The sequence below is a fragment of the Microcoleus sp. T3_D1 genome (genome assembly GCF_036700405.1).
Lineage (GTDB): Bacteria > Cyanobacteriota > Cyanobacteriia > Cyanobacteriales > Microcoleaceae > Microcoleus.
Window position 1 is genome coordinate 1 of record NZ_JAUBOV010000008.1, and the last position, 25,014, is coordinate 25,014.

Here is a 25,014-nt window from a genome sequence, read left to right on the forward strand (position 1 = left end):
GAACAGGCATCTTGCCTGTTGCTTCCACAAGAGATGAATTTTCTAGTGGAACAGGCATCTTGCCTGTTGCTTCCACACAAGATGAATTTTCTGGTGGAACAGGCATCTTGCCTGTTGGTTCCACACAAGATGAATTTTCTAGTGGAACAGGCATCTTGCCTGTTGGTTCCACACAAGATGAATTTTCTGGTGGAACAGGCATCTTGCCTGTTGCTTCCACACAAGATGAATTTTCTGGTGGAACAGGCATCTTGCCTGTTCCTAAACAAGTAATTGAGAAGGGTGCAAGATATCAGTTTCAACCCAAGTCGGAAGTTGAAATGTACTCTGAATATTTCCAGCAGTTAATCAAGTACGTCGCAGCTAATATCGCCAGTTTCCCCGATTCAGAGGTTTGGCGTTATTTGGCGGATTTTATTGCGAAAAATGTTAGATTCCAAGCTTTGTATTTGAGCGAGGTCAATCTGCTCAATATATTGAGTCAGCGAGCTGATATTCTGGAATTTTATTTGAAAAATATCGGCAGTCAAATAGAATGGAATTTTCCTCAGATAGAACCTGAAAGAACTAAAATCCGAGTTGGCTTTTTGCTGGATAAAATTAGTGATGAATCCGAGACTCGTGCAGCAATTTCGAGTTTTGAATATTTAGACAGAAGCAAATTTGAAATTATTGTGTACTATTTCCAGGTACAAGACGAGCGACTGGGGAAATATTGCGAAAATTGCGCTGACCAACTGGTGCAACTGTCAGAAACTTTGCCCAATCAAGTCCGAGAAATGCGATCGCACGATTTAGATATTCTGCTAATCTGCACCAATACTAGCGACACTTCTCAACCAAGCGCGCTGCTGTGCCTGCACCGACTAGCGCGGGTGCAAATAGCTACCGGTGCATCAACCCCCGCAACCACCGGCGCCCGAAATATTGATTATTTCATTGCCGGAGATTTGACATTGCCCGCAGGTGCTGCAGCAGAGTATCGCGAAAAATTAATTACTTTAAAAGGGTCGGGAGTTTGTTTAAGCTATACTGTAGGATCAGCACCTGGCAGAGTTGAACCGACTCGCAGGAGTTGGGGAGCCACCGACGAATCTGTAGTGTTCATGTCCGGCGCTCAAGCTTTCACAATTATCCCAGAATTGAGAGAAACTTGGGCCAAAATTATTGCGGCGGTACCAAATTCTATTTTAGTTTTGTATCCCTTTCGTTCGCGCAATGAAAACTATCCGACGGTGCCTTTTTACAACCAAATTCGATCGCTCTTTGCCGAATTTGGGATTGACAAAAAGCGCTTAGTTGTGATTAAGGCGCTGCCATCTCGCGCAGATTGCATAAAATGTCTGGAATTGGCTGATATATATTTAGACTCCTATCCATACAGCAGTGGCTGCTCCTTAGCAGAACCCCTGTTGGCAGGGTTGCCTGTAGTGGTAAGAAAAGGGCAAACAACTCGATCGCGACAATCAGCCGCAGTGCTCGAAGAACTACTACTTCCGGAACTGGTAGCAGACAGCGAGAAGTCTTATTTAGAGCTGAGTACAGCACTGGGAACCAACCCAGAACTGCGCCGGCACTACCGCGATCGAATCCAGCAAAAAATGGCGGCAAACCCCAAATATCTCGACAGTCGCGCTTGCTCGACCCAACTCGAAACACTCTTTGAAAGACTATTCCGAGAGTGAAGGAAGAAGGAAGTTCAGCAACTAAGCAGTGTACGGGATTTAACGGATGGATGTTGAGGGAAGAAGGAAGATGGCAGAAGTAAAGATTTTCCCACTCTCCCACTCTCGCATCCCCCTACCATTCTGAGACCCGCGGGGAACCCCTCGCTAGGCAGAGCGTCAAGAAATAGACAGCAATAGCGCTAGCCCACTGACGGTCTGCTATCATCGGGGAATCGAGGGGTTAGTGGTTGTCGCTCTTTTCCTGCCACAGCTAAATTAAAAGGGGAAGCGCAAGTCAGTTGGAGATAAAAAAATGACAGGACTTTTTCAAATAGGCGATAAATTACTGCAAGCTCAGGATATGCCATCGCTCCTGAAGCGATACCAGTTGATGCCGCAATTCTTGCGGGGTGTAATAGTAGACCAAGCGATCGCATCCTTTAGTTGCAGCGACGAAGAACGCAAATCCGCCGTGGAGAACTTTCTGGCACAACACCAACTGACAGCCCAGGAAGCCAAAGAAGCTTGGCTGCGCGGCCAAAATATGACGGAAGAAGAACTTCAAGAGATGGCCGTTAGGCCCTTGCTGATCGAAAAATTTAAGCAAGCCACTTGGAGACCTAAAGTAGATAATTATTTTTTAACCCGCAAAGCCAGCCTAGACCACGTAGTCTATTCCCTGGTACGCACCAAAAATCCAGCACTGGCAAACGAACTTTACTTTCGCATCCTCGAAGGGGAACAAACCTTTGCTGAAGTTGCCCGCGACTATTCCGAAGGGCCGGAGTCCAAGTCAGGCGGCTTGTTGGGCCCAGTACCCCTCAGCCAGCCCCACCCGGCAATCAGCAAACTTTTGTCCGTCAGCCAGCCAAATCAACTGTGGACGCCGCGTCCTCTGGCAGAATGGATGGTAATTATTCGACTAGAAAAGTTCATGCCGGCCCAGCTCGATGAATCGATGCGGCTGCACTTGATTAACGAACTCTTTGAAAGCTGGCTCGCCGAACAGATATCGCAAATAGGCCCGCTACAGCCCCTCTCCTCCGTGTCTTCAATTTCATGACAATCCAGCAATTGGGTCAGGGGCCCCCGGATTTATCCGTGGAGACTTGAAAAAGCGTAGCATCCTGACAAAAACCCCCTGGATTCATCTGTGGATTCAATCTAAAATCTAAAATCTAAAATCTAAAATTGGATGACTTCTTCCGCTGTTTCCCTCTCCCAAATTCAGGATTTCCTAGCTCAAACACCTCCCTTTGACCGACTGTCAGAGACGGCTCTGACAGCCTTGGTGGCTAAATGCCAACTCCTTGGCTACCGGACGGGGCAACCCCTGTTTGAACGGGAAAAAATGCCGACTCAGGTGGCAATTATCTATCAAGGCCAGGCCCGGCTGCTGGGCTTTGACCAGCGCTCGCAGCGCCACGTAAGTTTGCGCTTGGTGCAGTCGAAGGAAATCCTGGGCTGGGCTGGCTTGCTCAGGGGAGTTCCCTGCGAAACGGCGATCGCCTCTACAGATGTGATCGCGATCGTCCTAGCTGCCGAAGATTTCCTGAGCGTACTGGAAAAACAGCCGACATTTGGAGAAGCCTTTCGGGAACACTGTTCCTTGAGCGAAGTATTTGAACTGTTGAGCCTGGAATTGCAGCGCCAAGCCGACGGCACTTCCAATCTCAAGGAACTCACCCTGCAAGCTTGGCAAGATGCGACAGTTGTCAACGTACCAAACGGCAACAAAAAAACTCAAGACATCGCCAAAGAGCTAGATGCCGATCGAGTGTGGCTTGTCAGCAGCGGCGTCTTGGGCGACTTTCCCACCGGCAGCCGCTTCTCTGTGGAAAACGCAGCCAAATCCTTAAAAGTAGAAGGCCGCCTCGGCGCGCGATTGGTAGGCTTCCGGGAACCCCCAGAACCCCAACTCGAAACAGAGTCATCAAATGGCACGACAGATACAGTAGGCCCAGGGCAGAATCCGTCCGGCGGAAAATCGATCGAGGTTATAGTCGCCCCAGACCGTCCCCCAGAACCCAAAACCGACCCCCAAACAAAGGATGCGGGGAGATACCCAGTTTTCCGCGCCAAAGGGCAGATTGACGCCCCGCTAGCTTGCTTCCAGATGTTGAGCAAGTATTTCGGCCTCAAATTTCGTCGAGATATCATCCGCAAAGTTCTAGAAAATCAGTTAAAAACCGCCGGTTCTATCAGTATGCAAGCCTGCGGGGCGATCGCCCAAAGCATCGGCCTCACGCCCCAATTGGCGCAAGTGCCCGCAGAAGCAATCAACCGCATCAAAGCGCCCGTAATGATTAAATGGGAAACCAGCTTTGCCATTATTTACAGCATCACCGAGCAAGAATTGGTGATGGCGACACCCGAAAAAGGGTTAATGCGGAAGCGGATACCTCAGTTTAAAGAAATCTGGGGAGAATCAGGAGAAGTCCTGCTGCTGCAAGCTCCGCAAGTTGAACAAAAAGAGCAGTTCAGCTTCTGGTGGTTTGTGCCGGCCCTCATGGAACACAAGACAGTGTTTTTTGAGGTGTTGCTTGCTTCGTTTTTTGTACAGTTATTTGGTCTTGCCAACCCATTAATCAGCCAAGTAATTATTGATAAAGTCTTAGGTCAGCGCAGCATTGACACCTTAGATATTTTGGGGGCATTTCTGTTAGGTGTTGCCCTGTTTGAAGGACTGCTCAACGGTTTGCGTACCTTTTTGTTTATAGATACCTCAAACCGCATTGATGTCAAATTGAGTGCGGAGGTAATCGACCACTTGCTCCGGCTGCCCCAAAATTACTTTGACAATCGGCGCGTCGGAGATTTGGTCTACAAATTCAGCATGATGGGCCAGATTCGGGAATTCATGACGAGTACAGCTCTGACAGTGGTTCTCGATGCGGTATTTTCGGTGGTTTACGTCGCCGTGATGCTCTCCTACAGCGTGCAGCTAACGTTTGTATCTTTGGCAGTGGTACCGATACTGGGGCTGATGATTGTTCTAATCAATCCGCTGGTGCTGCGCCTGATCAAACAGAGAAATATGCGTTTTGCTGACTCTCAATCTTATCTAGTGGAAGTAGTCAGCGGGATTCAAACTGTTAAGGCTCAAAATATTGAATTGAAATCCCGTTGGGAGTGGTCGAGTCGCTACGCAAAATACATTACAGCCAGTTTTAAAACAATTATCACGGGGACTACGGCCGGTACGATTAGTGGCTTTTTAAACCAGGTGGGTAACTTAGCTCAGTTGTGGGTGGGAGCTTATTTGGTACTGGGAAATGAGATTACTTTGGGTCAGTTGATTGCTTTCCGAATTATTTCCGGGAACGTGACTGGTTCGCTGCTGCGTTTTGTGAGCGTATGGCAGAGTTTCCAAGAAGTCTCGATGTCGATCGATATGCTTAAGGATGTGGTCGATACGCCGACGGAAACCAGCGAGGAAGACCGCAGCAATATCCCGCTGCCGGCAATTCAAGGGCAGGTTACCTATGAGGAGGTTTCCTTCCGATTCCTGGAGAGCGGGGCACTGCAATTGGCTAATGTTAATTTGGAATTTCCCCCTGGCAGTTTTGTGGGAATTGTGGGGGGAAGCGGTTCCGGTAAAAGTACGGCGATGAAGCTGTTGCAGCGTCTTTATCCGCCGTTGTCGGGCCGGATTTTTATTGACGGCTATGACATTGCCAAGGTGGAATTATATTCGCTCCGCAGCCAACTTGGGGTGGTGCTGCAAGATACTTTGCTGTTTAACTGCTCGGTACAGGAAAATATTGCTCTGAGTAATCCCGATGCGAGTACGGATGAGATTGTGCGAGCTGCGAAATTAGCGGTAGCTCACGATTTTATTATGGGCTTGCCTGCTGGCTACAATACGATAGTCGGAGAGCGTGGTTCCTCGCTTTCTGGGGGTCAAAGGCAGCGTTTGGCGATCGCCCGGACGATTTTGCAAAACCCGAAACTGCTGATTTTGGACGAAGCTACAAGCGCCCTCGACTACCATTCCGAACGCCAAGTTTGCAATAACTTAGCAGAAGCTTTCGCCGGCCGCACGGTGTTTTTCATTACTCACCGCCTGACTACCATCCAAAACGCTGATGTAATTATTATGATGGATCAAGGTTCTGTAGTCGAGCGGGGAACTCATAAAGAATTAATGGCTCTTAAAGGGCGTTACTACTGCCTCTTCCAACAACAAGAGTCATCGAATACCTAATCTCTAACAACTCACAACCGATCGCTAACCCTTAACAACTGAGAACTAACAAATGGCTATGAAATCGTTAATACTTTCTGAGCAACCAGTCATTCTCGAAAAACCAGCGATTTGGTCGCACTTGTTTTTGTGGATGATCATGCTGATGACCACTTCTGCTGTAGTTTGGGCTTATTTTGCTAGCGTAGAGCAAGCTGTCCCCGCTGTCGGCCAATTAGAGCTAAAAGATGGTGCTAGAGACATCCAAGCACCTGCTACGGGCGCTGTGGTGAGACTTCACGTTGAAAATGGCGATCGCGTGGAAAAGAACCAGCCTCTGCTCACTTTCAACCCCGTTGCACCCAGTGCCGATTTAACATCGATTCAGAAAACTAAAGAAGCTCTGGAAAAGGAAAATAAATTTTACGAAGATGTTGTCAGCGGCAAAATTCAAGGCGCTGTTCCTTCTAACCTAGAATCAACAATCAAGGACAGACAGAGCCTCACGGCACAAAATCAAGTGCTGCAAGCTTTGATTGACGAACTGTACCTCAACAGGGGAGCCAGCGGAAATTTTGATGCTGCTCAGCAAGGACTTTATGTTAATTATCGATCGGAATTTCTGTCTCGCGTCGCCGCAGCTCAAGGCCAAGTTCAGGAGTTGGAAAAACAACTGAAGCAAGCTCAGGATGCTGAGAAAGCCGCCGGCGATCAAATGACAGTGGCACAGCAACAATTGGGTTTTGCCCAGAACCAATTAAATTATGCTCAGCAGCAGTTAAGTTCTTCGCAAGAGCAAGTAAAATCAGCCCTGGCTCAGAGAGATTTGGCCCAAGAACAGTTAGCGAAATCGCAACAAGTATTGAAGTCGAATCAAAACATTCTAGGCAGACTCGCCCCCCTGGTAGAGGAAGGAGCCATCGCTGAACTGCAAAAAGAACGTCAAGAGCAAGATGTTTTCAGAGGCCAAAGCGACGTTCTCAAACAGCAAGATCAAATCAAGCAGCGCGAAGGTGAAATCAACTCTCGCAAAGGCGAAATTAACACACGCCTCGGTGAAATCAATACGCGCCGAGGCGAAATTAACGCGCGTCAAGGTGACATCCAAAAAATTACTGCTGACATACAGCGCCAGCAAGGAGAGCAAGCGCGCATTCAGGAGTCCATCGCCCGCGCCGAAGAACAGTTGAAAAACACCAAGGATACCTGGGCGAAAGAACTTTATACCAAAATTGCTGAAAACCAGAAACAAATTGCCAGCAGCGATTCTCAGCTAAGCCGCTTCAAAGTGGAAAACCTGAAAAAGCTGTCTGAGGTGAACGCTCAGCTAGAAAAGGCTCAACAAAACCGCGACACTCAAGTTCTGAAAGCTCCCGTATCGGGTGTAATCTTTGATTTGAAGCCTTCTACGAAGGAGAAAGCTAAGTTGGATATGGCGAAAGATCCGATATGCCAATCCATTATTAATTCGGTGGTGAAACCGGGCGAACCGCGCCCAGCACGCTGCGAAGAAGCTTATTACGAAGCGCAGCAAACTGAAAAGCTGCTCAAAGTTTTGGATGACGAAAACGGTCTGGAAGCAGTGGTTTACCTGGAAAACAGCAATGTGGCTCTGGTATTGGATGCTTTGAGACAGAAGCGGGCAAAATTGGAGCAGTATCACGGCAAGCAATTAGACGGAGAAAAGATTGACTGCGAAACAGGTAAAAGTTGCGTTTGTCCAGAGAAGGAAGTTAACAGAGAGAAACTGGGTTTGACGAAATACCAATGCGTGCCTGTGGAAGTGAATGTAGAAGCTTTCCCGGCGCTGGAGTTTGGTACTGCTGAGGGTGAAGTGATAGAGATTAGCAGCGATGCTGAGCCTCCTACTGAACTGCGGAAATACTACGCTTTCAAAACCAAAATTAAGCTCAAAAATCAGAAGTTTGTTTTGAACAAGGGCAAGGCAAATGAAGTGGAGGTTAACTTGCAGTCGGGAATGGCAGTGAGTTCTAATATCAATATCGGCAAGCGGACTGTTTTGCAGATGTTTATCAACCGATTTACTGGGAAAATGGATACGTTCAAGACTATTAAGTAGCGAACAGTTGACGGTTGACTGTTGACGGTTGACTGTTGACTGTTGATTGTCAGTCGAAAAGCTGATGATATCATGTCCGTTCGAGCGATCGCGATTTTTGTAGGGGCGAGTTCACCAACAATACTTGCGAATAATTGACACTCTCCAAAACCCGCCCCGACCGGGATATTATGGTTAATCGATCGGACATGATATGACTAGATTTTACAATTCCGATGCTACCGGATTGGATATTAATGAAAAAAATCATATTATTTACTCTATATCTGATTCCTGTCCTCTTATTAATCGGATTTGTAGCGAATTTTAGCGTTAACGTTCCCGTTGATGACGAGTGGAGGTTAGCTAGCCTTTTTGAAAAAATAGCTGCGGCAAATGTAACGTTTAACGATTTTTGGGCTTTGCACAGCAACCACCGCATACTTTTCCCTAAAATAATTATTGCGGTGCTGGCTTTTGCTTCCCGATGGAATATTAATTATCAGTTGTGTCTCAGCATAGGTTTGGCTGCGATAACTTTTATCGCTATGTACAAGTTATCCTCAATGCAAGTTAAGAATGTTGGGGATGATTTGTGGCATTTAGCTAATATTTTAACTTGTATTTTGCTGTTCTCCCTGGTTCAGCATGAAAACTGGCTGTGGGGATTTCAACTCGCTTGGTTTTTCGTAAATTTGTGTTTTGTCGCTGCGGTTTATGCGCTGGTTTCACCTCACAAATTATTGCCTAATATAGCGGTTTTTAATCGGATGAAACAGAGATGTTGCACCACGATTAATAAGCTATTTAGGAACGGGCAAGATGCCCGTTCCACAAGAAGATTGAATTTTTGTGGGACGGGCATCTTGCCCGTTCTGGAGAATGATGCAACACCTCAGATCGAACAGAGTAGGGACACGGCACTGCCCTGTCCCTACGATATTCAAATATCGATTGCGGCTGTATTCTGCTTTATTGCGAGTTTTTCCCTGGCCCAAGGTTTGCTTTCTTGGTTGGCTGCAATTCCGGCTGTGGCGGCTGTAGAAGGAAATGCGGCGCAGAAAAGAAAAAGACTTATTGTCTGGATGCTGCTGTTTTTGGCAACTTGTGCTGTTTACTCAATAGATTATCATCCTAGCCGCAAAGCAAGTATTATTTCATTGTTGAATAAGCCGCTGGTGGTTATTGATTACTTTTTAAGTTTGCTGGGTTCGCCAATTGTGCGATCGCCTGGAATTTCAGCATTAGTTGGATTGCTAATATTTGCAAGTTTCTTATTTTTGGTATTCTATTTCTTTGTCATTGGGAGCCCTGCGAAGCCATCTCCCGCCCCTGCGATCGCTTCGTTCCTCGCAATGACAGATAGGAATGATATTTCTGAAAGCTATAGCAATCCCAACTCAGTTATGAACGTGGTTCAGGCTGCGAAGCTGGACGGGCAAGATGCCCATCCCACAATTCATTTAGGATTACGGCAAGATACTCATTTCAAAATTGATTTAGGAGTGCAATATCAGGCTTTACCTTGGCTGTCAATAGGTTTTTTTTCGGTTTTATCTTCTTTGTTTATTACGGCTGGCAGGGCTGAATTCGGGGCAATTCAGGCGCTAGAATCGTCTAGATATACGACTAATTCAATTTTGCTATTAATTGCTGTGGTTCAGCTAGGGCAATTGTTGGTCAGAGGTAATTATCAAGAAACAAAAGCAACGTTAAAGAGGAATTATAAATTTATTTATCGGGTAGTTGCAGGGCTGTTAATTGCTACAATTATTGTTAACTCTCAACAGGCGATCGCCCAATCTCGATCTGCACTTCTTTATAAACAAGGCGCTCAAGATTGTTTGCAGTTAATTAACTATCTGGAACCCTCGGATTTTTTCCAAAATTCGCCGGAAAGCTGTTTGAGGGTGCTGAGCAAAAAAACTTGGCTGGTGAGAGAAGGCGCTGCAATTATCGACAAAATAGGTTGGATAAAGTTCGCGAAAAATGTAGAGTTTATTTCTAATACCGAGAAAGTTTACGGGTATTTAGACCAACCTCAAACTAGCGAAAAATCCTTGACTGTTAAGCAAAATGATGCTGTCAAGGCTGCTGGTTGGGCGGTTTGGCCAGAAAAATTGCAACAGCCGAATATTGTACTGCTATCTGTCGGGGACAAAAAATCTTTTTTTGCTAACGCTTATGTCAATTTGGACAGTCCCGACATTGCTGAGAGTTTAAAATCTGAGTTATACAATAATGCCAGGTGGGCTGTTGATTTGTCGGATAATAATTTGCCGATCGCCCAAACAGAAATTAAAGCTTGGGTGTATAATCCTGTGGACAACCAGTTTGTCCAGTTGCGCGGAGGATGAGGAGTGAAAATTTCTGTGATTATACCAGCTCACAATGAGGAGGGCTGTTTGTACGGTACTGTGCGGGCGATCGCCCAGACGCTCGATTTAGAAGGCATTCCGCACGAAATTTTGATTGTCAATGACAACAGTGTCGATCGAACAATTGATATTTGCCAGGAGTTGTCAGAGACTTTTCCCACAGTGAGATACATCAACAATCAACCTCCCAACGGTTTCGGATTTGCGGTGCGCCGGGGATTGGCGGAATTTGACGGAGATGCTGTCGCTATTGTGATGGCGGATGCTTCCGACGATCCGATGGATTTGGTAGCAGGATATCGCCAGTTGCAAGCAGGATATGATTGTGTTTTTGGTTCCCGCTTTATCAAAGGCGGCTTTATAGTTGATTATCCAATTCACAAGTTAGCAATTAACCGCTTAGCAAACTGGTTTGTCAAAAGTATTTTCGGCTTGCGGTACAGCGATGTCACCAATGCTTTTAAGATTTACCGCCGAGAAGTAATTGAAGGCGTACAACCGATTTTGAGCCATCATTTTAATTTGACAGTCGAACTGCCTTTAAAAGCAATTGTTCGGGGTTTTTCCTATACGGTGATTCCTCTGAGGTGGTACAATCGGACTGCGGGTATTTCTAAGCTGAAAATCAAAGAGATGGGCAGTAGGTATTTGTTTATTGTCTTGTATGTCTGGCTGGAAAAACATCTCTCTCGCGGCGACTACCACCGGACTAGAAAGATAGCAAAACTAAAAGTGAATGCCTGAGAGAATTTTAATTGTTGGTGGTGCTGGTTTCATCGGTAGTTGTTTGGCAATTGGCCTGAAGAAACTGCACCCGGAATGGCAAATAATTTGTTTAGATAACCTGCGTCGCCGGGGTTCGGAATTGAATCTGCCTCGGCTTAAAAGTTGCGGTATTCAGTTTGTTTACGGGGATATTCGCACAGCGGCAGATTTAGATCCAGTTGCACTCAATTCTGACTGCATTATAGATTGTGCTGCGGAGCCTTCTGTGCTGGCTGGTTTTAGTTCGCCTCAGTACGTTTTGCAGACGAATTTACTGGGCACTGTAAATGTTTTGGAGTTGGCGAGACAAACGGGTGCGAGTTTGCTGTTTTTGTCTACGAGTCGGGTTTATCCGATCGCCAGTGTCAAGTCTGTTAAACTGTTGGAATTGCCGAATAGATTTGCGATCGCCCCTGAGCAAACTTTACCCGGTATATCGGAGTTAGGCATATCAGAAGACTTCCCATTAAAAGGACACCGTTCGCTTTACGGAGCAACTAAATTAGCTTCGGAATTGCTGATTGAGGAATATAGAGAAGCATACAATGTACCCGCAATTATTAACCGCTGCGGTTTAATTACTGGTGCTTGGCAAATGGGTAAAGTAGATCAGGGAGTTTGCGGTTTGTGGGTGGCGGCTCACTATTTTCAAAAGTCGCTGAGTTATATCGGTTTTGGCGGCAGTGGGAAGCAAGTTAGGGATTTGCTGCACGTTGAAGATTTGTTGAGGTTAGTTAATTATCAGTTAGAACATTTTGCTGAATTTGACGGCGAAGTTTTTAATGTTGGCGGCGGTTTGAGCAACAGTCTTTCTTTGGTTGAGACAACTGATTTGTGCCAAAAGATTACCGGGAAATCGATTTCAATTAATCCTGTTTTGGAGGAACGCGCGGGGGATATTCCGATTTTTATTACTGATTCTTCTAGGGTGATGGAGAAAACAGGATGGCGGCCTGTTATTGGGCCGGAAGCGGCTTTGCAGGATATTTATGATTGGATTGCGGCTAATGAGGTGGTTTTAAGTTCGATTTTGTAGGGAGTTTTTTTATGGCAGATTGCAAATAGTATGGTGCGTCGCTATGGGAAATTTCGCCACTATTTGAGTGACTAGAACCGACGCACCCTACAGCGAAATTTCATCCCCGTCTAAAATTCCCACCATTAGTGCGTCGCTATGGAAAATTTCGCCACTATTTGAGGGACGAGAAGCGACGCACCCTACGGCGAAATTTCATCTCCGTCTAAAATTCCTACCATTACCTTCAACAAATCGTCTAAATCGTCAGGAACTGTAAACAAATGGGTGTCTTGAAAAATAGTCTGCTGATTTCTATCTAACTTGCCAAATCGCCAGATATCTCCCATTGTCACCGCACCATAAAAGATATTTTGGTCTTCAACGTGCGACATCGCAATTAATTGTACAGCTAGTTGAGTAAATCCTCTGGTCATATCGTCGTTTTTTGCTTCAATAACTAGCAACTCTTGATTTGACTTCACGAGATAATCTAAACTTCCCTTTAACCAGCTATTAACGTTGAGAGTATACTCAAATCGCAGTTGACATTGACAGTATCGGATGAGATCCAGCAGCACAGGGGATACTAATGATTCTCTTCTAGCTGTTTCGCTGCTGAGACTGACCAAGGGAAGGATATCTTCTATTTTATCTCTAAGCTCTATAAGTCTGTCTAAGTGTCTAGTTGTTTTCGGTAAAGATAAGCTTCCTTTACTTAGCGAGTAATCAAATTCTGCTAAAATTTCATCCGTTTCGTAAGGTAAGTCAAAGTATGAACGAAAGGTATATTCTCGACCTTCATCTAAGATTTTTTGCTTAACCATACTATTTTAATTTGCAAGGGGGTTTGTTTGTACATTATATATCATTTTTTACAGCCTTAGAAGAGGAAGTATGGTATATTTTTAACACGACTCAGCATTTATCCCCAAACTTCTGTCAAATCCAAGACAAACCCCGGCAACACATCTTCACCGGACAAAGTAACAGGATTTTCCAGCACTTCTACATCTTGATTTTGCCTGTAAATTTCCACTTTTCTGTTTTTTCTATCTATCAACCAACCTAAACGAGCGCCATTGTTCATATACTCTTTCATCTTGGCTCGCAGCGGTTCCATGTTGTCAGTTTTAGAACGAAGTTCTACCACAAAATCAGGACACAAGGGAATAAAGCTTTCTTTTTGTTTTGGGGTGAGTGCATCCCACCTTTCTTGACGCACCCAAGCTGCATCGGGAGAGCGATCGGCCCCATTTGGCAGGTGAAAACCAGTAGAAGAATTAAATGCTTTACCGAGTCTAGTCCGCCGATTCCACAGCCAGAGTTGCCCTTCTATATCCAGATTCCGATATCCTGTTTCGCCTCCGGTTGGTGGGTTCACGATTAATTCTCCTGTTGCTGTGCGTTCTAATTGTAACTCCCGATTGGCGATCGCCAATTCAACGAACTGTTCGTGGGTAACGGTGAGTGTTAGTGTGAGTGGAATATTGACTGGAAGGGCAGCGGATGATTGAGTTTGTGTCATCATTTTTGTCCTCAAGGTGATGCTTTAATGGCAGCTTCATCCTAATTAGAGAAAGCCAGAAATGCGGGATACTTTGTAACTTTTATGATAACACTTAAAAGTGCCATCTACAAAGTGCGATCGACCTTTTGTCCACCAAAGCTCGATCGCATCTGGTATCATAGAAAAAAAGTTCCCCGCCCAGACGCAAAAACATGATAACTTCTACAGTTGTTGCCCCATCGAAAATCTACTCTCTAGAAGCATGGATGGAAAGTCCAGCGGATCTGCAAGAGTGGGTTGATGGCGAATTATTGGAGAAAAATGGCATGACTCTCAAGCATAGCAGAGTGCAAGGAAATCTTTACTTTTATTGGAGAACGTACAAAGACTCTAGCGGACAAGGAGGGGAGGTTTATACTGATGTTCCCTGCCGCACAAACAACCAGGGGCGCTATCCTGATGTTGCCTACCTTCCCCCGGAATTAGCAGCACAATTTGGCAATCTCAAAGTGCTGCCGCAAAGTTTTCCTTTATGTGCTGAAATTGTTTCACCAACAGATTTGGCGGAAGATGTAATTGCTAAAGCTACAGAATATTTAGAATCGGGAAGTGAGGAAGTTTGGCTGGTATATCCTGAAAACCAATGGATTATTGTAGTAACAAAACAAAGCCGAAGCATCTTTATTGCTGGCGAAGCTGTTAGCACTCAAATTGTTTTACCGGGTTTTAGTATTCCAGTAGATGAGTTATTAAAATGAGCGCTTTCCCTACATTCTCATTTTCAGCCTCCGACGGCAAGTGTCGATATTGAGGAAGATACTCACTTGTTGGGTTTCGATGCTTTAACAAACATTTGCCCTCCCAAAAAACGCCACAACAAAGGCAATTTTAAGTAAATTTTTAACAGCAAGGGCGAGGCCGGTCTGCCTTTCGTCGAAAAGGGCAAAAATCTCGGTACAATCAGGTCAATTTCAAACCCGACAGTTTGTAAAAGCTCTTGTAGCGATAAATGCGTTATCGGTAATTGATGGTCGATAAAATCGTAGTATTCCTTGTAGGAATATTTAAAATTAGGCTGAATTACCAACAGAGAACCGCTAGGCTTGAGGGCCTCGAAGCAAAAAGAGATAATTTCTACAAGTTCCTCTTTGTTGCGGAGGTGCTCAAAAAAATTTGAGATAAAAATGCGATCGAACTGTTCGGTAAAAGATGTGTGACTCTCCAAATTTAAGACATCAATATTAAGCACATTTACATCAGCATTAGCAAATAACTTTGAATCGGGATTAAGATCAATTAAATATTTTTTTTTAGCCCGAATTTGATTGATAAACTCGCAGTAACCGCCGCCAATATCTAAAACGGTTGATTCGGGAGGAACATAATCTTGTAAGAATTCGTCAATTAAAACTTTCCATAGTGCCACCTTCGCTTGCATTTGTCGGGAATCAAAGCGATTGGCATACAACTTTTTGAGATATGTGTCAGTTTTCATAGTAAAATAGCCTAGACTGAGTATGAGTTTATCACGCGATACAGCCAACTATGAATGTTATATCTACTGAAATACCGGAAGTTCTGATTATTGAGCCGAAAATTTTCGGAGACGATCGCGGTTTCTTTTTTGAGAGTTTCAATCACAAAGCTTTTGTAGAAAAAACAGGCGTGACGGCCGAATTTGTGCAAGACAATCATTCCAAATCTTCTCAAAATGTGCTGCGCGGTTTGCACTACCAACTGCAGCAGCCTCAAGGCAAATTGCTGCGGGTAGTTGCTGGCGAAATATTTGATGTAGCAGTGGATATTAGACAAAGTTCGCCGAATTTTGGAAAGTGGGTGGGGTGTTTGCTGAGTGCAGAAAATAAACGGCAATTTTGGGTGCCTGCGGGATTTGCACACGGTTTTTTAGTGGTTTCCCAGACTGCTGAAGTTTTGTATAAAACTACAGATTATTATGCACCGGCACACGAGCGGTGTATCCTGTGGAATGACCCCGATTTGGCGATCGACTGGCCGCTAGATGGTGCCCAACCCATCTTATCAGCTAAAGACCAAGCTGGACAAACGTTGAAAACAGCTCAAGTGTTTTGATTATGAAAATTTTACTCGCAGGTGGCAGCGGACAGCTAGCTCAAGAATTGCAGCCGATTTTATTATCTTCGGGAGAGGTAATTGCGGTCGATCGCACTCGCCTCGATTTATCCCAACCGGAAAGCATCCGTCAAGCAATGGCTGAAATTCAACCGGATTTAGTCGTCAATGGGGGTGCTTACACTGCGGTAGACAAAGCAGAAAGCGAACCGGAATTAGCAAACGCCATCAACGGCATTGCACCCGGAATTCTCGCAGAAGAATGCGAAAAACTGGGAGCAAGTTTGATTCACTTTTCCACTGATTATGTATTTGACGGCAGCCACGGTTCTCCTTATCTGGAAACAGATTCTACTAACCCGCTAGGAAGTTACGGCAAGTCTAAATTAGCAGGCGAGGAAGCAATTCGGAAAGGGGGAAACCGACATATTATTATTAGAACAGCGTGGGTTTACGGCAACGGTGGCAAAGGTAATTTTGTCAAAACCATGCTGAGGTTGGGAAAGGAAAGGGAAGAAATTCGAGTAGTAGCAGATCAGATCGGAAGTCCTACTTGGACGGGCGATTTAAGTGCGGCGACTTCGCAAATTATTCCTCTCCTCGGGCAAGAAACTTTTGGGACTTACAACTACACTAATAGCGGTGTTTGTAGTTGGTACGATTTTGCGATCGCTATTTTTGAGGAAGCAGCACAACTCGGCTTTCCCCTAAAAGTTCAGCGCGTAATTCCCATCACCACCTCCGAATATCCGACACCCGCAAAACGTCCCGCTTTTTCTGTCCTCTCTACAGTAAAAATATCAGCACTTCTAGGCACGTATCCTCCTCACTGGCGGCAAGGGCTCAGACAAATGCTGGCAAGAGAAGTGAAATAAAAATTCGAGTACATCTGTAAAGTAGCCAGAAACCGGGTTTTTTAACAAAAATACTTGGTTCTAACCCTCAATCAAGTAAAAAACCCGGTTTCTTTAATCCCAGCGCGTACAACTTAGCCCAAATCGATTAAAAATTTCGCCATCTCCCAATCCATGAAAATCAAGCAACAATATATTTTAATTGCCGCATCAGTTCTCGGCATTCTAATACCAGCTTCATATATTTTGTACTTGATATCCCAAGCAGGAGACTTGTCTAACTTTGATTATTGGTGGATGACATGGAATTTTTATTCTGTAGAGGGTTTCTCTACCAATCCTTTTAATTGGATATTTCGGGCCAACGAGCATTTTGTCTTGATTCCGGCAATTATTTATGGCTTGAATATAGCAGTCACCCAAGGTTCAAATATTGGTTTATGTGTAGTTGCCTGGTTCTTGGGTTGGATTCAGTGCCACGTATTAATTGCTCTGCTGCCGTTAAATTTGAGGCGTTTTCCGCTGCAATTTATCTCGCTACTCCTTTGCATTTCTATTTTTAATTTTACTCCGGCGGCGGCTCATAATTGGATGCGGGGATTCAGCGGCGTTCACTGGATAATTGCTAATTTATTTGTGATTTGTTCGATATTTTGTTTGCAATCCTATGCGACTTTTTTGGGTACACCGGGGGCGGGCACGGGGGCACCGCCCCTACGGAATGGTTGGGTAATTTGCAGCATTATTTTTGGCGTTTTAGGCTGTATTAGTTACAGCACTCCTTTAGCTTTGTGGCCGATATTGTGTGCTGCTGCTGTTGTGCTGCGGTTTCCTCGGCGAATAACTTATTTGTATTTCATTGCTTCGATTGCAGTGATTGGGATTTATTTTTTAACTTATAAAACTCCATCTCATCACCCTTCTTTAACTAAAATTAACCCGCTCAAAACTCTCGAATATATTCCCACTTATCTCGGCGGAATTTTTAGCGAAAATATAATTGTTGCTTCAATTATTGGTATAATTGGTTTGATTGCAACGACGGGTTTTGTGGGTTATTGGCTATTTGTAAAAAAGGTCGCTCGCCCGGATTGGCTACCTTGGCTATCAATCCAACTTTACACGCTGCAAACGGCGTTAATGGCCGCGGTTAGTCGATCGGGATTTGGCGTCGAACAAGCCACAGCTTCCCGCTACGCCACACTCCCAGCTTTGTTTTGGATGAGCACAATTGTGCTGACAGTATTGTGGGTGCGCGAGAGGCAGCCAATACCAAGAATCCAAGCGCGTTGGTTGACACCGCTGTTTGCAGTCGCCACAGTCGCGATTATTTTAATGTACGGGGTGGGAGGCGAAACTGCAATGGCGATCGCCCACAGAGCAACCTATCAACCGTTAGTAGCATTATCACTGCAATTAGGCATCACCGACGTAACCCTAATTAAAGACCGTGTAGGCAACAAACCTGCCGCTTTTGTCGGCTTAATCGATGCCTTAAAAACTAACAACTTAGTGCCATTTAACCGAGACATCAAAAAACACAATTTCTGTGCAGCATTAGACACAAAAATAGACCCTAATTTACTGTCAGCGCCCAAAGACGGAGTACCCGGATATTTTGATACAGCCACCAAACTTGCACCAACAGCAGCGAGAGTAATTGGCTGGGTAGGAGACCCCGAAAACAATGTAAAATGTATTGCCATTCTCAACCAAGAAAATGTCGTTCGAGGTTTCGCCATGTCAGGATTTCCACGGCCAGATTTAGTTAAATTATTTGGCCCTTCCTACGAATTCGCAGCTTGGAGAGGATACATTCAAACATCACCAACAGATAAATTATTGACAGCCTATGCCTCCTTTAAAAACCGCAAAGGTTGGATAGCCTTGCGAAACTCCCAAGTTATCAATAAAAACTAAAAAACCTCTCTTTCTCCTCCTCTGCGCCCTCTGCGCCCTCTGCGGTTAATAAAAAAATCTCCTTGACAACACAAATGAAATAGAATAGCCCTATGCCAAAACATCTCAGCTTCGTAATCCCCGTTCACAACGAAGAAGCCACCCTCAAATTGCTGTTTGAAAAAATCCAAATTGTCATGTTGCAAACAGCAATTGACAGTTACGAAGTCATTTTCATAGATGACGGTAGCCGCGATTATTCCTGGCAAGAAATCACAGATTTAGCCAGCCAACATCCCAAACTAATTAAAGCGATTAAAATGCGCCGCAACTTTGGCAAATCCGCCGCGCTTTCAGCAGGATTTCGCAATGCAGCAGGGATAATTATCTTTACTCTCGATGCTGACCTTCAGGATGACCCCGCTGAAATTCCCAAATTCTTACATCATTTAGAATCGGGATTTGATTTAGTTTCCGGTTGGCGAAAACAACGGAACGACCCGCTTTCTAAAACTTTACCTTCCAAGCTGTTTAATGCCGTTGCGTGTTTGCTGACTGGGGTGCAAATGCACGATATGAATTGCGGTTTTAAAGCGTATCGTAGGGAAGTTTTGCAGTCGATTAAATTGTACGGGGAATTGCACCGCTACATTCCAGCTTTAGCAAACAATTTAGGGTTTAAAATTGGCGAAGTAGTCGTGGAACATCATCCGCGCAAGCACGGAAAATCGAATTACGGCTGGGAACGTTATGCGCGGGGATTTATTGATTTGTTGACGGTGTTAGCCACGACGCAGTATTTGCACAAACCGGGTCATTTGTTTGGAGGTTTGGGATTGTGTTTTGGGTTGGTTGGAACTGTTTCGCTGAGTTATTTGATAGTTATTTGGTTTCTGAATTTGGCGGGGATGAATTTTGGGCCGATCGGGAATCGACCTTTGTTATTTTTTGGAATTTTGTGTACAATTCTGTCGGTGCAGTTGATTTCTTTGGGGATTTTGGCTGAGTTGATGGCGCGGAATGTGGATGCTGATTATGTGGACAAGCAAATTAGCGAAATTATTGATGATTCAGGTTTTGATATTTAACCACATATCTGATTCGGCGGTTGAAACCGCTTCTATACAAACAAAGTCTGCCTTCGCAGACTGAATAAATATCTCATGTTTTCAAGAATAGTATTATCTAATTTTAAACAGTATCCATTTGCCTTCTTGCTCTACTATTTGTCCGTCAATATTTGGGTGCCAGTCAGTACGAGTCAGGATATAATCGGCATGATAGTTTTTGGCTACTTTGACTAAATCCGCACTGCTGCGGCGGATGAAAAAGTCATTTCCTCCCCAAATCATTTGCGGGTTTAAGGGAACTCCTAAAACAGCTTCCATGCGATTTTGCCATTCTTTAATGCCTTTTTCGGTAAAGGGAAAGTTCTTGAAGTTGACGACAATCGCTCTTTCGGAGAAAAACTGGAAGCTGGTAACTGAGGGTGGAATTAATACGAGTGAATCGCGGCTGCTAATTTGGGAAAATCGCACCGCTAATTTGCTTAAGTCGTCTCTGGGAACGGTATTGATATTAACTCTTGTTTGAAATACATTTAATATAGGTTTGGGCAGAATTCCTGCTATTCCAAAAACTAAGGTGGCGGTAGTTATTAAGGCTAATGTGTGAGTTAGAGTTTGTTTGATAGATGTAGCTAGGGATGTTTTTTCTAAAATGAATGGGAAGGCGAGGATTGAGAAAAAAAGTGGGATGCTAATTATTCGATCGCCCATTATTTCCCATGAATCAGTCACCGGATATATCAAGCTGAAAATTACCGTTACTATTGCTAAAATCCACAACAATATATTATATCGTTTGGGAAATACATGATTTTTTGTGTGCCAAACTGATAATCCTAAAAAAATGACACCCCTAAAAGGCAAAGTTAGTACAGCTAACAGCAACAAGCTAACAGGTATTTGTTTTTCTCTGTAAAGTTGCTCGACTGTCAAAGCAACAGCAGTAAATATAATTAATTGAGCAAAAGGTACAGTTCTAGCTAACTGTAGTTTGGCGAGAAAAGCCAGCGGGTAAACTTCGACAAATACATAATTTAGGAACAGTGCAAAAATTGATGTGCCAACAATAACAGAAAAATTAATCTTGTCTTCTTTTGGCAATAAATCGGAATTTTTGATGCACAGCAAGCCACCCATTATGAAACATATAAAGTTGAACCAATTCCCAACATCCCAATTTGACGGGAGGATGTGGTGGGGGTTGCGGACTTTCGCGTGAATGTAGACAAACTCGGCGTTGTCGATAGTGTGAGTGCTGGTAGTACCTGTTAATAACATCGGTATGTAAACGATACTTGCCATTGCTGCTAAAAGTGCGATCGCCAAAATCAATGTTTTGAACTTCCGCTGTTTTACAGATTGAATTACCAAAACGGGAACCATCATCAATCCCGGCAACAAACCCACTAAGAATTGCAGCAGACAACCCAGCCCAAAAAAGAAATATCCTGTCAGCCATTTTTGGCGCAAACAAAAGTAAATTCCCCAGATTGCGAAACCCATTGCGAAGGTACTGGGTACTGATTTGGTGGAAAATATCAGGGTGTTACCAACATCTGTAAATGAAGCGGCTATACCTAAAAAAGCCATCGCTGCTGCAGGCAGTTTTGAATTAGTATAGATATTGATGATTGCGTAGCAAGCTAGGATAAATGAACCGAAGGCTAGAAATTGATAAATAAAGTGCGCTAGGGGAATGCTGGTTCCTAAGTTGGCGAGCAAATAGATGATATAATAATAGTAATATCTCGGATTAAATTTAACCATTTCCTGAACGTAATAATCATTTTTGTACAGTTCAGGATTTAGCATAAATTGAATTGGCGGCACTTCTGGAAAGTTGCCTCCAATGGGGAAAATATAGCCAGTTGCCATCAGGGAGCCGATGATGACAAAAGTATAGAGAGATAGATTAAAATACCAGTTGGATTTTTGATTTTTCTGCATTGAGGGTTCAATTTACCTATTGACAGCTAAATTATTAATCTCCAGTTGGCATTGGTTTGTTAAATCCTGTTTGCTGCTACTCAATACCTCAAGCAGCAGATAAATTGGATTTTTGCCCTCAACTAATAGATTTAAGTCGCTCGCACTTTTTTGACTATAAGCCATCTCTGCTGAGTCTACTAATTTACCTTGCTTGTCCCACAAAGTCAAGCGCAGGGCAATTCCCGGACATTGTTTGTTAGGTAAATTGAGTTGGCCGGTAACTTTCGCTTTGTCTGAGAGGGAACCTAAATACAGGAAAGATGTATCGAGTTTCTTGCTGTTTTTAATTGGATGAGTTACAATATTATATAGGTTATCCGATTCTTGACTGACTGAATAATTGGCACTTGTGTAGATTGATTGATACAAACTAATCCAATCTAACTGCGTGCCTGGTCGATCGACTATTTGCCGCTGCATCGCATCCAGAGTCCTAACTGCCGTTGCTGTATCAGTCGGCCGCACCCTCCGGTAAACGCTGACAGTCACGCCGTTTTCTAGCTTAAACTGTTCCGGTAGCAATTGGAAATCGCGGGCAATTTCCCAGTTTTGAGTAAAAGCATCGTACACAACTTTAACAACATCTTGTTCCTGCGATCGCAAAACTTGTTCGTCAGTCAATAACACCTGCTGAAAAGGTGTAGCAACCACCGCATATTGTGACTGCAACAACTCCGGTAGCGGGTAAGTATCGCGCGAGTCAATTTGCGGCCTCCCGATGGTATTTAATTTCCACCAACCCTCCGGCGGGTTTAATTTTCGGTTGGCTTGTCTGAGGATATTAGCATTGAAATTGTTAGAAGCACCAGCAATATAAATTGGTTCTTCATTCGGTGCTAATTTTCGCAGAAACTCTACTAATTTTACAACTTCGTCGTAGTCCGATCGCACTAACGGCGGAAAATTACCCACAAACAGTCTTGGCAAATCTATTTTCAGAGGAATTAACCCGACTGCGGCATTGACAACCAGGTACAAACCCGCCGCGCCCAGCATGAAATACCGGACTTTTCCCTTGAGTGTCAGCCAAGTTGTCCAGAAAAATGTGGATACTCCTAAAAGTGCGATCGGTGTAATATGAATTGTATAGTGCAAGTAGCCGTAACGCAAGACTAACAGCCATTCAATCAGCGACAAAACCCCAAACAACGAAACAAAAATAGCTGCCGCCGGAACCAGGATTCGGGTGAGAATTCCTGCAGAAAAACCAATCAGTACCAGCAGCCAAGTTCCCAAACCGTAAAAATCCGCATAACGAGTTAAAATATCATTTACAGGCAAACTCCAAGCGACATACAAATTGCGGTAGTCAACCGTCAGAGCACTGCGAGTAAAATCTCCCGCTACCAACATTAAAATAGTCAAGCTAGTTACAGCTATCAAGCCCAATTTGATGGCGGATTTAAACAAATTTTTCCAACCTTTGTTTTGAATACTTTGAAATAGCAATCCTAAATGACTTGTGGGATGGGCTTCTAGCCCGTCCCGGCTAAAAGCCTGAACCATTTTGATAACTGCCTGGGGATTTCTATACTGTACAATAAACTCGATGAAAGCCTGTAAAGTCGCGGCACCCAAAAATGCGATCGCACTATAAGCAAAATGGCGCCGCAACAGAATAGCCGCCGCCAGCAAAAACCCAATTAACGGGATTTTCCACCAAGATTTCAGCTTAACATCCTGCAAATAAACCCAAATTGCCAAGGCTACAAACACACAGCCGCCAGTATCCAGGTATCCCCGCAGAGTCGGTATCCAACTCATCGGAATTAATAAACTCAGCAGCACAGTTGACCAAAACACCCGGCGGGGATAAACTGGAATCAGCTTTGCAGAAATTGCCCCCAGCAACAGGCGAAACGGCAGCACATAAATCAGGGAGACGCTGAGAATGTAACTCAGCCGAGACTCGCCAAATAACAGAATAAACGGCACTAACGGCAAAGAGATTAAGAGGTTTTTTTCCTTAGATAGCGATTCTATAACTCCGCGCCATGCTTTATCTGGCGAGTCTCGAAATAAATTTGCCGTGTTGACTGTAGCGGTATTGTAGCCCGCGTAATCCCACCAATAAAAAGTATGTTCGCTGGAGACATAGATTGATGTTACTGCAACTGTGACTAGAACAAGTAGAAACAGGAAAAAACCATCAATTAGAAATTTTCGAGGCAATTTAAAAGAAACAACATCAAATACTTCCATCAGTCTAGCAACCCTCAATCAATTGTATAGTCATGGACGCACGGGTAGTCAGAAACCGGGTTTTTTTGCCAAAATCTTGCATCAAAACTTTTAATTTCGGTAAAAACCCGGTTTCTTTGGTATGGATGCGCGTCCAAGATTGTTACCTTAAAACAGTATCTTGCAAAAAACCTTCCAGCTTTTCTGCATATTGCCGATTGGCGATCGCACTTGGATGAATGTCATGAGGTAAATTATTATTGGCAGGTATTTTCAAATCAACCGAAATATCCGCCGTAGCAATTCCCTCCTGACTTAACTCCTCCAACATCTTAGCAGAACCCGCATTAATTCCCGCCACAACTAACTTAACACCATTAGCCTCAGCCACCCGGTTAAACTCTTGAATAATTGCCTTAGAAACCTCATGGCTTCTATACAATCCCTCTTCAAATTGATTGTAATTAACCTCCAAAAAATGGCTTAATGCAGAAACCCGCATCAGGGGGAACTCGTGATATTCAAGTTTTGCCATGCTGTAGGTAAAATTATTTTCTCCATTCAGCCTAGCATCGGGCTGGAATAGAATACCGAGTTTATTCCAAGCAGCCATTTGCTTTCTTCTCGCCCTTAAGAAAGTATTGCGGCGGTCATGAAATCCCGCATAAGCAATCACCGCAATTTTTGGTTTATTTCCTTGTTTGAGTGCTTCTTTGAATTGAATCAAGGAGTGCAGAGTGCCGTAGCCGTTAACGCCAAAATTCACTATTTCATATTTGGGTAATTTCTCTTGCAGCAACCAAGCATAAGTTTCGCTATCATTCAATGACCAACCGTAGGTAAAAGAACAGCCAAATATCCAAATTTCTGGCTTTTTTGACGATAAATTGTAAGTATTGAGGGGATGTGTGATTCTTAAACTATTATTGAGGTGAGTGGCATTAAATGAGTAATTGCCGTTAAGTGTCACCTTGAATTTTCCCGGCAAATGTTTGTAGCCGAGTTCCGAGTCTTTAGTGAAAAAGTTACCTTGTGGTTCGACTGCAACATCAACATTTTCTATTTGCCAGGGTTTGTATCCCGCAACTCGCAAGACAATTTCAGCCGTGGTGGTGGATAAAAAAATTGGAAAAATTAGATATGTTATTAATCTGAAAGCAACATTTTTAGCAAAATCTTTTTCGCTCATTAACATAATATGAAACGTCAGCAAAAGTATAATAAACTGCCATGCCAGTATTATCTAGTTCATGGATCTAATTTAATTAGATTGAGCGCACCAATATCAGCAACGGGCTAGAAGCCCGTTCCACAAGAAAATCTACTTTTTGTGGAACGGGCATCTTGCCCGTT

General features: G+C 44.0%; 18 protein-coding genes. 12 read left to right on the forward strand and 6 right to left on the reverse strand.

The features are described 5' to 3' along the window. The 7 genes from QT992_RS05785 to QT992_RS05815 form a co-directional block, all read left to right on the forward strand. A partial coding sequence (locus QT992_RS05785) for an O-linked N-acetylglucosamine transferase, SPINDLY family protein (RefSeq protein WP_445305278.1) occupies positions 1 to 1,685 on the forward strand: 1,685 nt, incomplete at its 5' end. Positions 1,686 to 1,980: 295 nt separating this feature from the next. Beyond that, positions 1,981 to 2,730: a peptidylprolyl isomerase gene (locus QT992_RS05790; RefSeq protein WP_333313540.1), complete on the forward strand. Its 750-nt coding sequence runs from the start codon at positions 1,981 to 1,983 to the stop codon at positions 2,728 to 2,730. 132 nt (positions 2,731 to 2,862) lie between these two features. After that, the gene (locus tag QT992_RS05795) at positions 2,863 to 5,874 is read left to right on the forward strand and encodes a peptidase domain-containing ABC transporter (RefSeq protein ID WP_333313542.1); all 3,012 of its coding nucleotides are present in this window, start codon (positions 2,863 to 2,865) and stop codon (positions 5,872 to 5,874) included. A 52-nt stretch (positions 5,875 to 5,926) separates the two neighbouring features. Continuing rightward, complete coding sequence (locus QT992_RS05800; protein ID WP_333376711.1) at positions 5,927 to 7,933, forward strand: chromosome partitioning protein ParA; 2,007 nt, start codon at positions 5,927 to 5,929, stop codon at positions 7,931 to 7,933. A gap of 236 nt (positions 7,934 to 8,169) precedes the next feature. Continuing rightward, positions 8,170 to 10,269 (forward strand): hypothetical protein, encoded by a 2,100-nt coding sequence (locus QT992_RS05805; protein ID WP_333334903.1) that lies wholly within the window; start codon positions 8,170 to 8,172, stop codon positions 10,267 to 10,269. 3 nt (positions 10,270 to 10,272) lie between these two features. Then, positions 10,273 to 11,034, forward strand: coding sequence for a glycosyltransferase family 2 protein (locus tag QT992_RS05810; protein WP_333334906.1), 762 nt, complete (start codon positions 10,273 to 10,275; stop codon positions 11,032 to 11,034). Next, entirely contained in the window at positions 11,027 to 12,091 is a 1,065-nt protein-coding gene (locus tag QT992_RS05815) for an NAD-dependent epimerase/dehydratase family protein (RefSeq protein ID WP_333334909.1), read from the forward strand. The genes QT992_RS05810 and QT992_RS05815 overlap by 8 nt, the downstream gene beginning before the upstream one ends. A gap of 182 nt (positions 12,092 to 12,273) precedes the next feature. On the opposite strand, the gene QT992_RS05820 is transcribed toward QT992_RS05815, so the two are convergent. Further along, positions 12,274 to 12,897 (reverse strand): hypothetical protein, encoded by a 624-nt coding sequence (locus QT992_RS05820; protein WP_333313553.1) that lies wholly within the window; start codon positions 12,895 to 12,897, stop codon positions 12,274 to 12,276. A 98-nt stretch (positions 12,898 to 12,995) separates the two neighbouring features. Further along, a complete protein-coding gene (locus QT992_RS05825) occupies positions 12,996 to 13,598 on the reverse strand; it encodes a Uma2 family endonuclease (RefSeq protein WP_333335080.1) in 603 nt (200 codons plus the stop codon). Between the two features lie 194 nt (positions 13,599 to 13,792). On the opposite strand from QT992_RS05825, the gene QT992_RS05830 reads away from it, so the two are divergent. Beyond that, complete coding sequence (locus tag QT992_RS05830; RefSeq protein ID WP_333313555.1) at positions 13,793 to 14,338, forward strand: Uma2 family endonuclease; 546 nt, start codon at positions 13,793 to 13,795, stop codon at positions 14,336 to 14,338. Positions 14,339 to 14,400: 62 nt separating this feature from the next. On the opposite strand, the gene QT992_RS05835 is transcribed toward QT992_RS05830, so the two are convergent. After that, positions 14,401 to 15,075, reverse strand: a complete 675-nt coding sequence (locus QT992_RS05835; RefSeq protein WP_333334913.1) for a methyltransferase domain-containing protein — start codon at positions 15,073 to 15,075, stop codon at positions 14,401 to 14,403. A gap of 50 nt (positions 15,076 to 15,125) precedes the next feature. On the opposite strand from QT992_RS05835, the gene rfbC reads away from it, so the two are divergent. From rfbC to QT992_RS05855, 4 genes are all read left to right on the forward strand, one after another. Beyond that, the gene (gene rfbC, locus QT992_RS05840; RefSeq protein ID WP_333313558.1) at positions 15,126 to 15,671 is read left to right on the forward strand and encodes a dTDP-4-dehydrorhamnose 3,5-epimerase; all 546 of its coding nucleotides are present in this window, start codon (positions 15,126 to 15,128) and stop codon (positions 15,669 to 15,671) included. Between the two features lie 2 nt (positions 15,672 to 15,673). After that, positions 15,674 to 16,546: a dTDP-4-dehydrorhamnose reductase gene (gene rfbD / locus QT992_RS05845; protein WP_333334916.1), complete on the forward strand. Its 873-nt coding sequence runs from the start codon at positions 15,674 to 15,676 to the stop codon at positions 16,544 to 16,546. Positions 16,547 to 16,699: 153 nt separating this feature from the next. After that, positions 16,700 to 18,445 carry a hypothetical protein gene (locus QT992_RS05850; protein WP_333334919.1) on the forward strand — a complete coding sequence of 582 codons (1,746 nt, stop codon included), beginning with the start codon at positions 16,700 to 16,702 and terminating at the stop codon, positions 18,443 to 18,445. Between the two features lie 92 nt (positions 18,446 to 18,537). Continuing rightward, positions 18,538 to 19,512: a glycosyltransferase family 2 protein gene (locus tag QT992_RS05855; RefSeq protein ID WP_333313563.1), complete on the forward strand. Its 975-nt coding sequence runs from the start codon at positions 18,538 to 18,540 to the stop codon at positions 19,510 to 19,512. Between the two features lie 93 nt (positions 19,513 to 19,605). Here the strand turns inward: QT992_RS05855 and QT992_RS05860 are convergent, their stop codons facing one another. The 3 genes from QT992_RS05860 to QT992_RS05870 all read right to left on the reverse strand — a co-directional run bounded on the left by QT992_RS05860 (position 19,606) and on the right by QT992_RS05870 (position 24,850). Beyond that, complete coding sequence (locus tag QT992_RS05860) at positions 19,606 to 21,438, reverse strand: DUF6798 domain-containing protein (RefSeq protein ID WP_333313565.1); 1,833 nt, start codon at positions 21,436 to 21,438, stop codon at positions 19,606 to 19,608. Between the two features lie 12 nt (positions 21,439 to 21,450). Continuing rightward, positions 21,451 to 23,682 carry a hypothetical protein gene (locus QT992_RS05865; RefSeq protein WP_333334922.1) on the reverse strand — a complete coding sequence of 744 codons (2,232 nt, stop codon included), beginning with the start codon at positions 23,680 to 23,682 and terminating at the stop codon, positions 21,451 to 21,453. 142 nt (positions 23,683 to 23,824) lie between these two features. Further along, complete coding sequence (locus QT992_RS05870) at positions 23,825 to 24,850, reverse strand: SGNH/GDSL hydrolase family protein (RefSeq protein WP_333334925.1); 1,026 nt, start codon at positions 24,848 to 24,850, stop codon at positions 23,825 to 23,827. Positions 24,851 to 25,014: the final 164 nt, after the last annotated feature.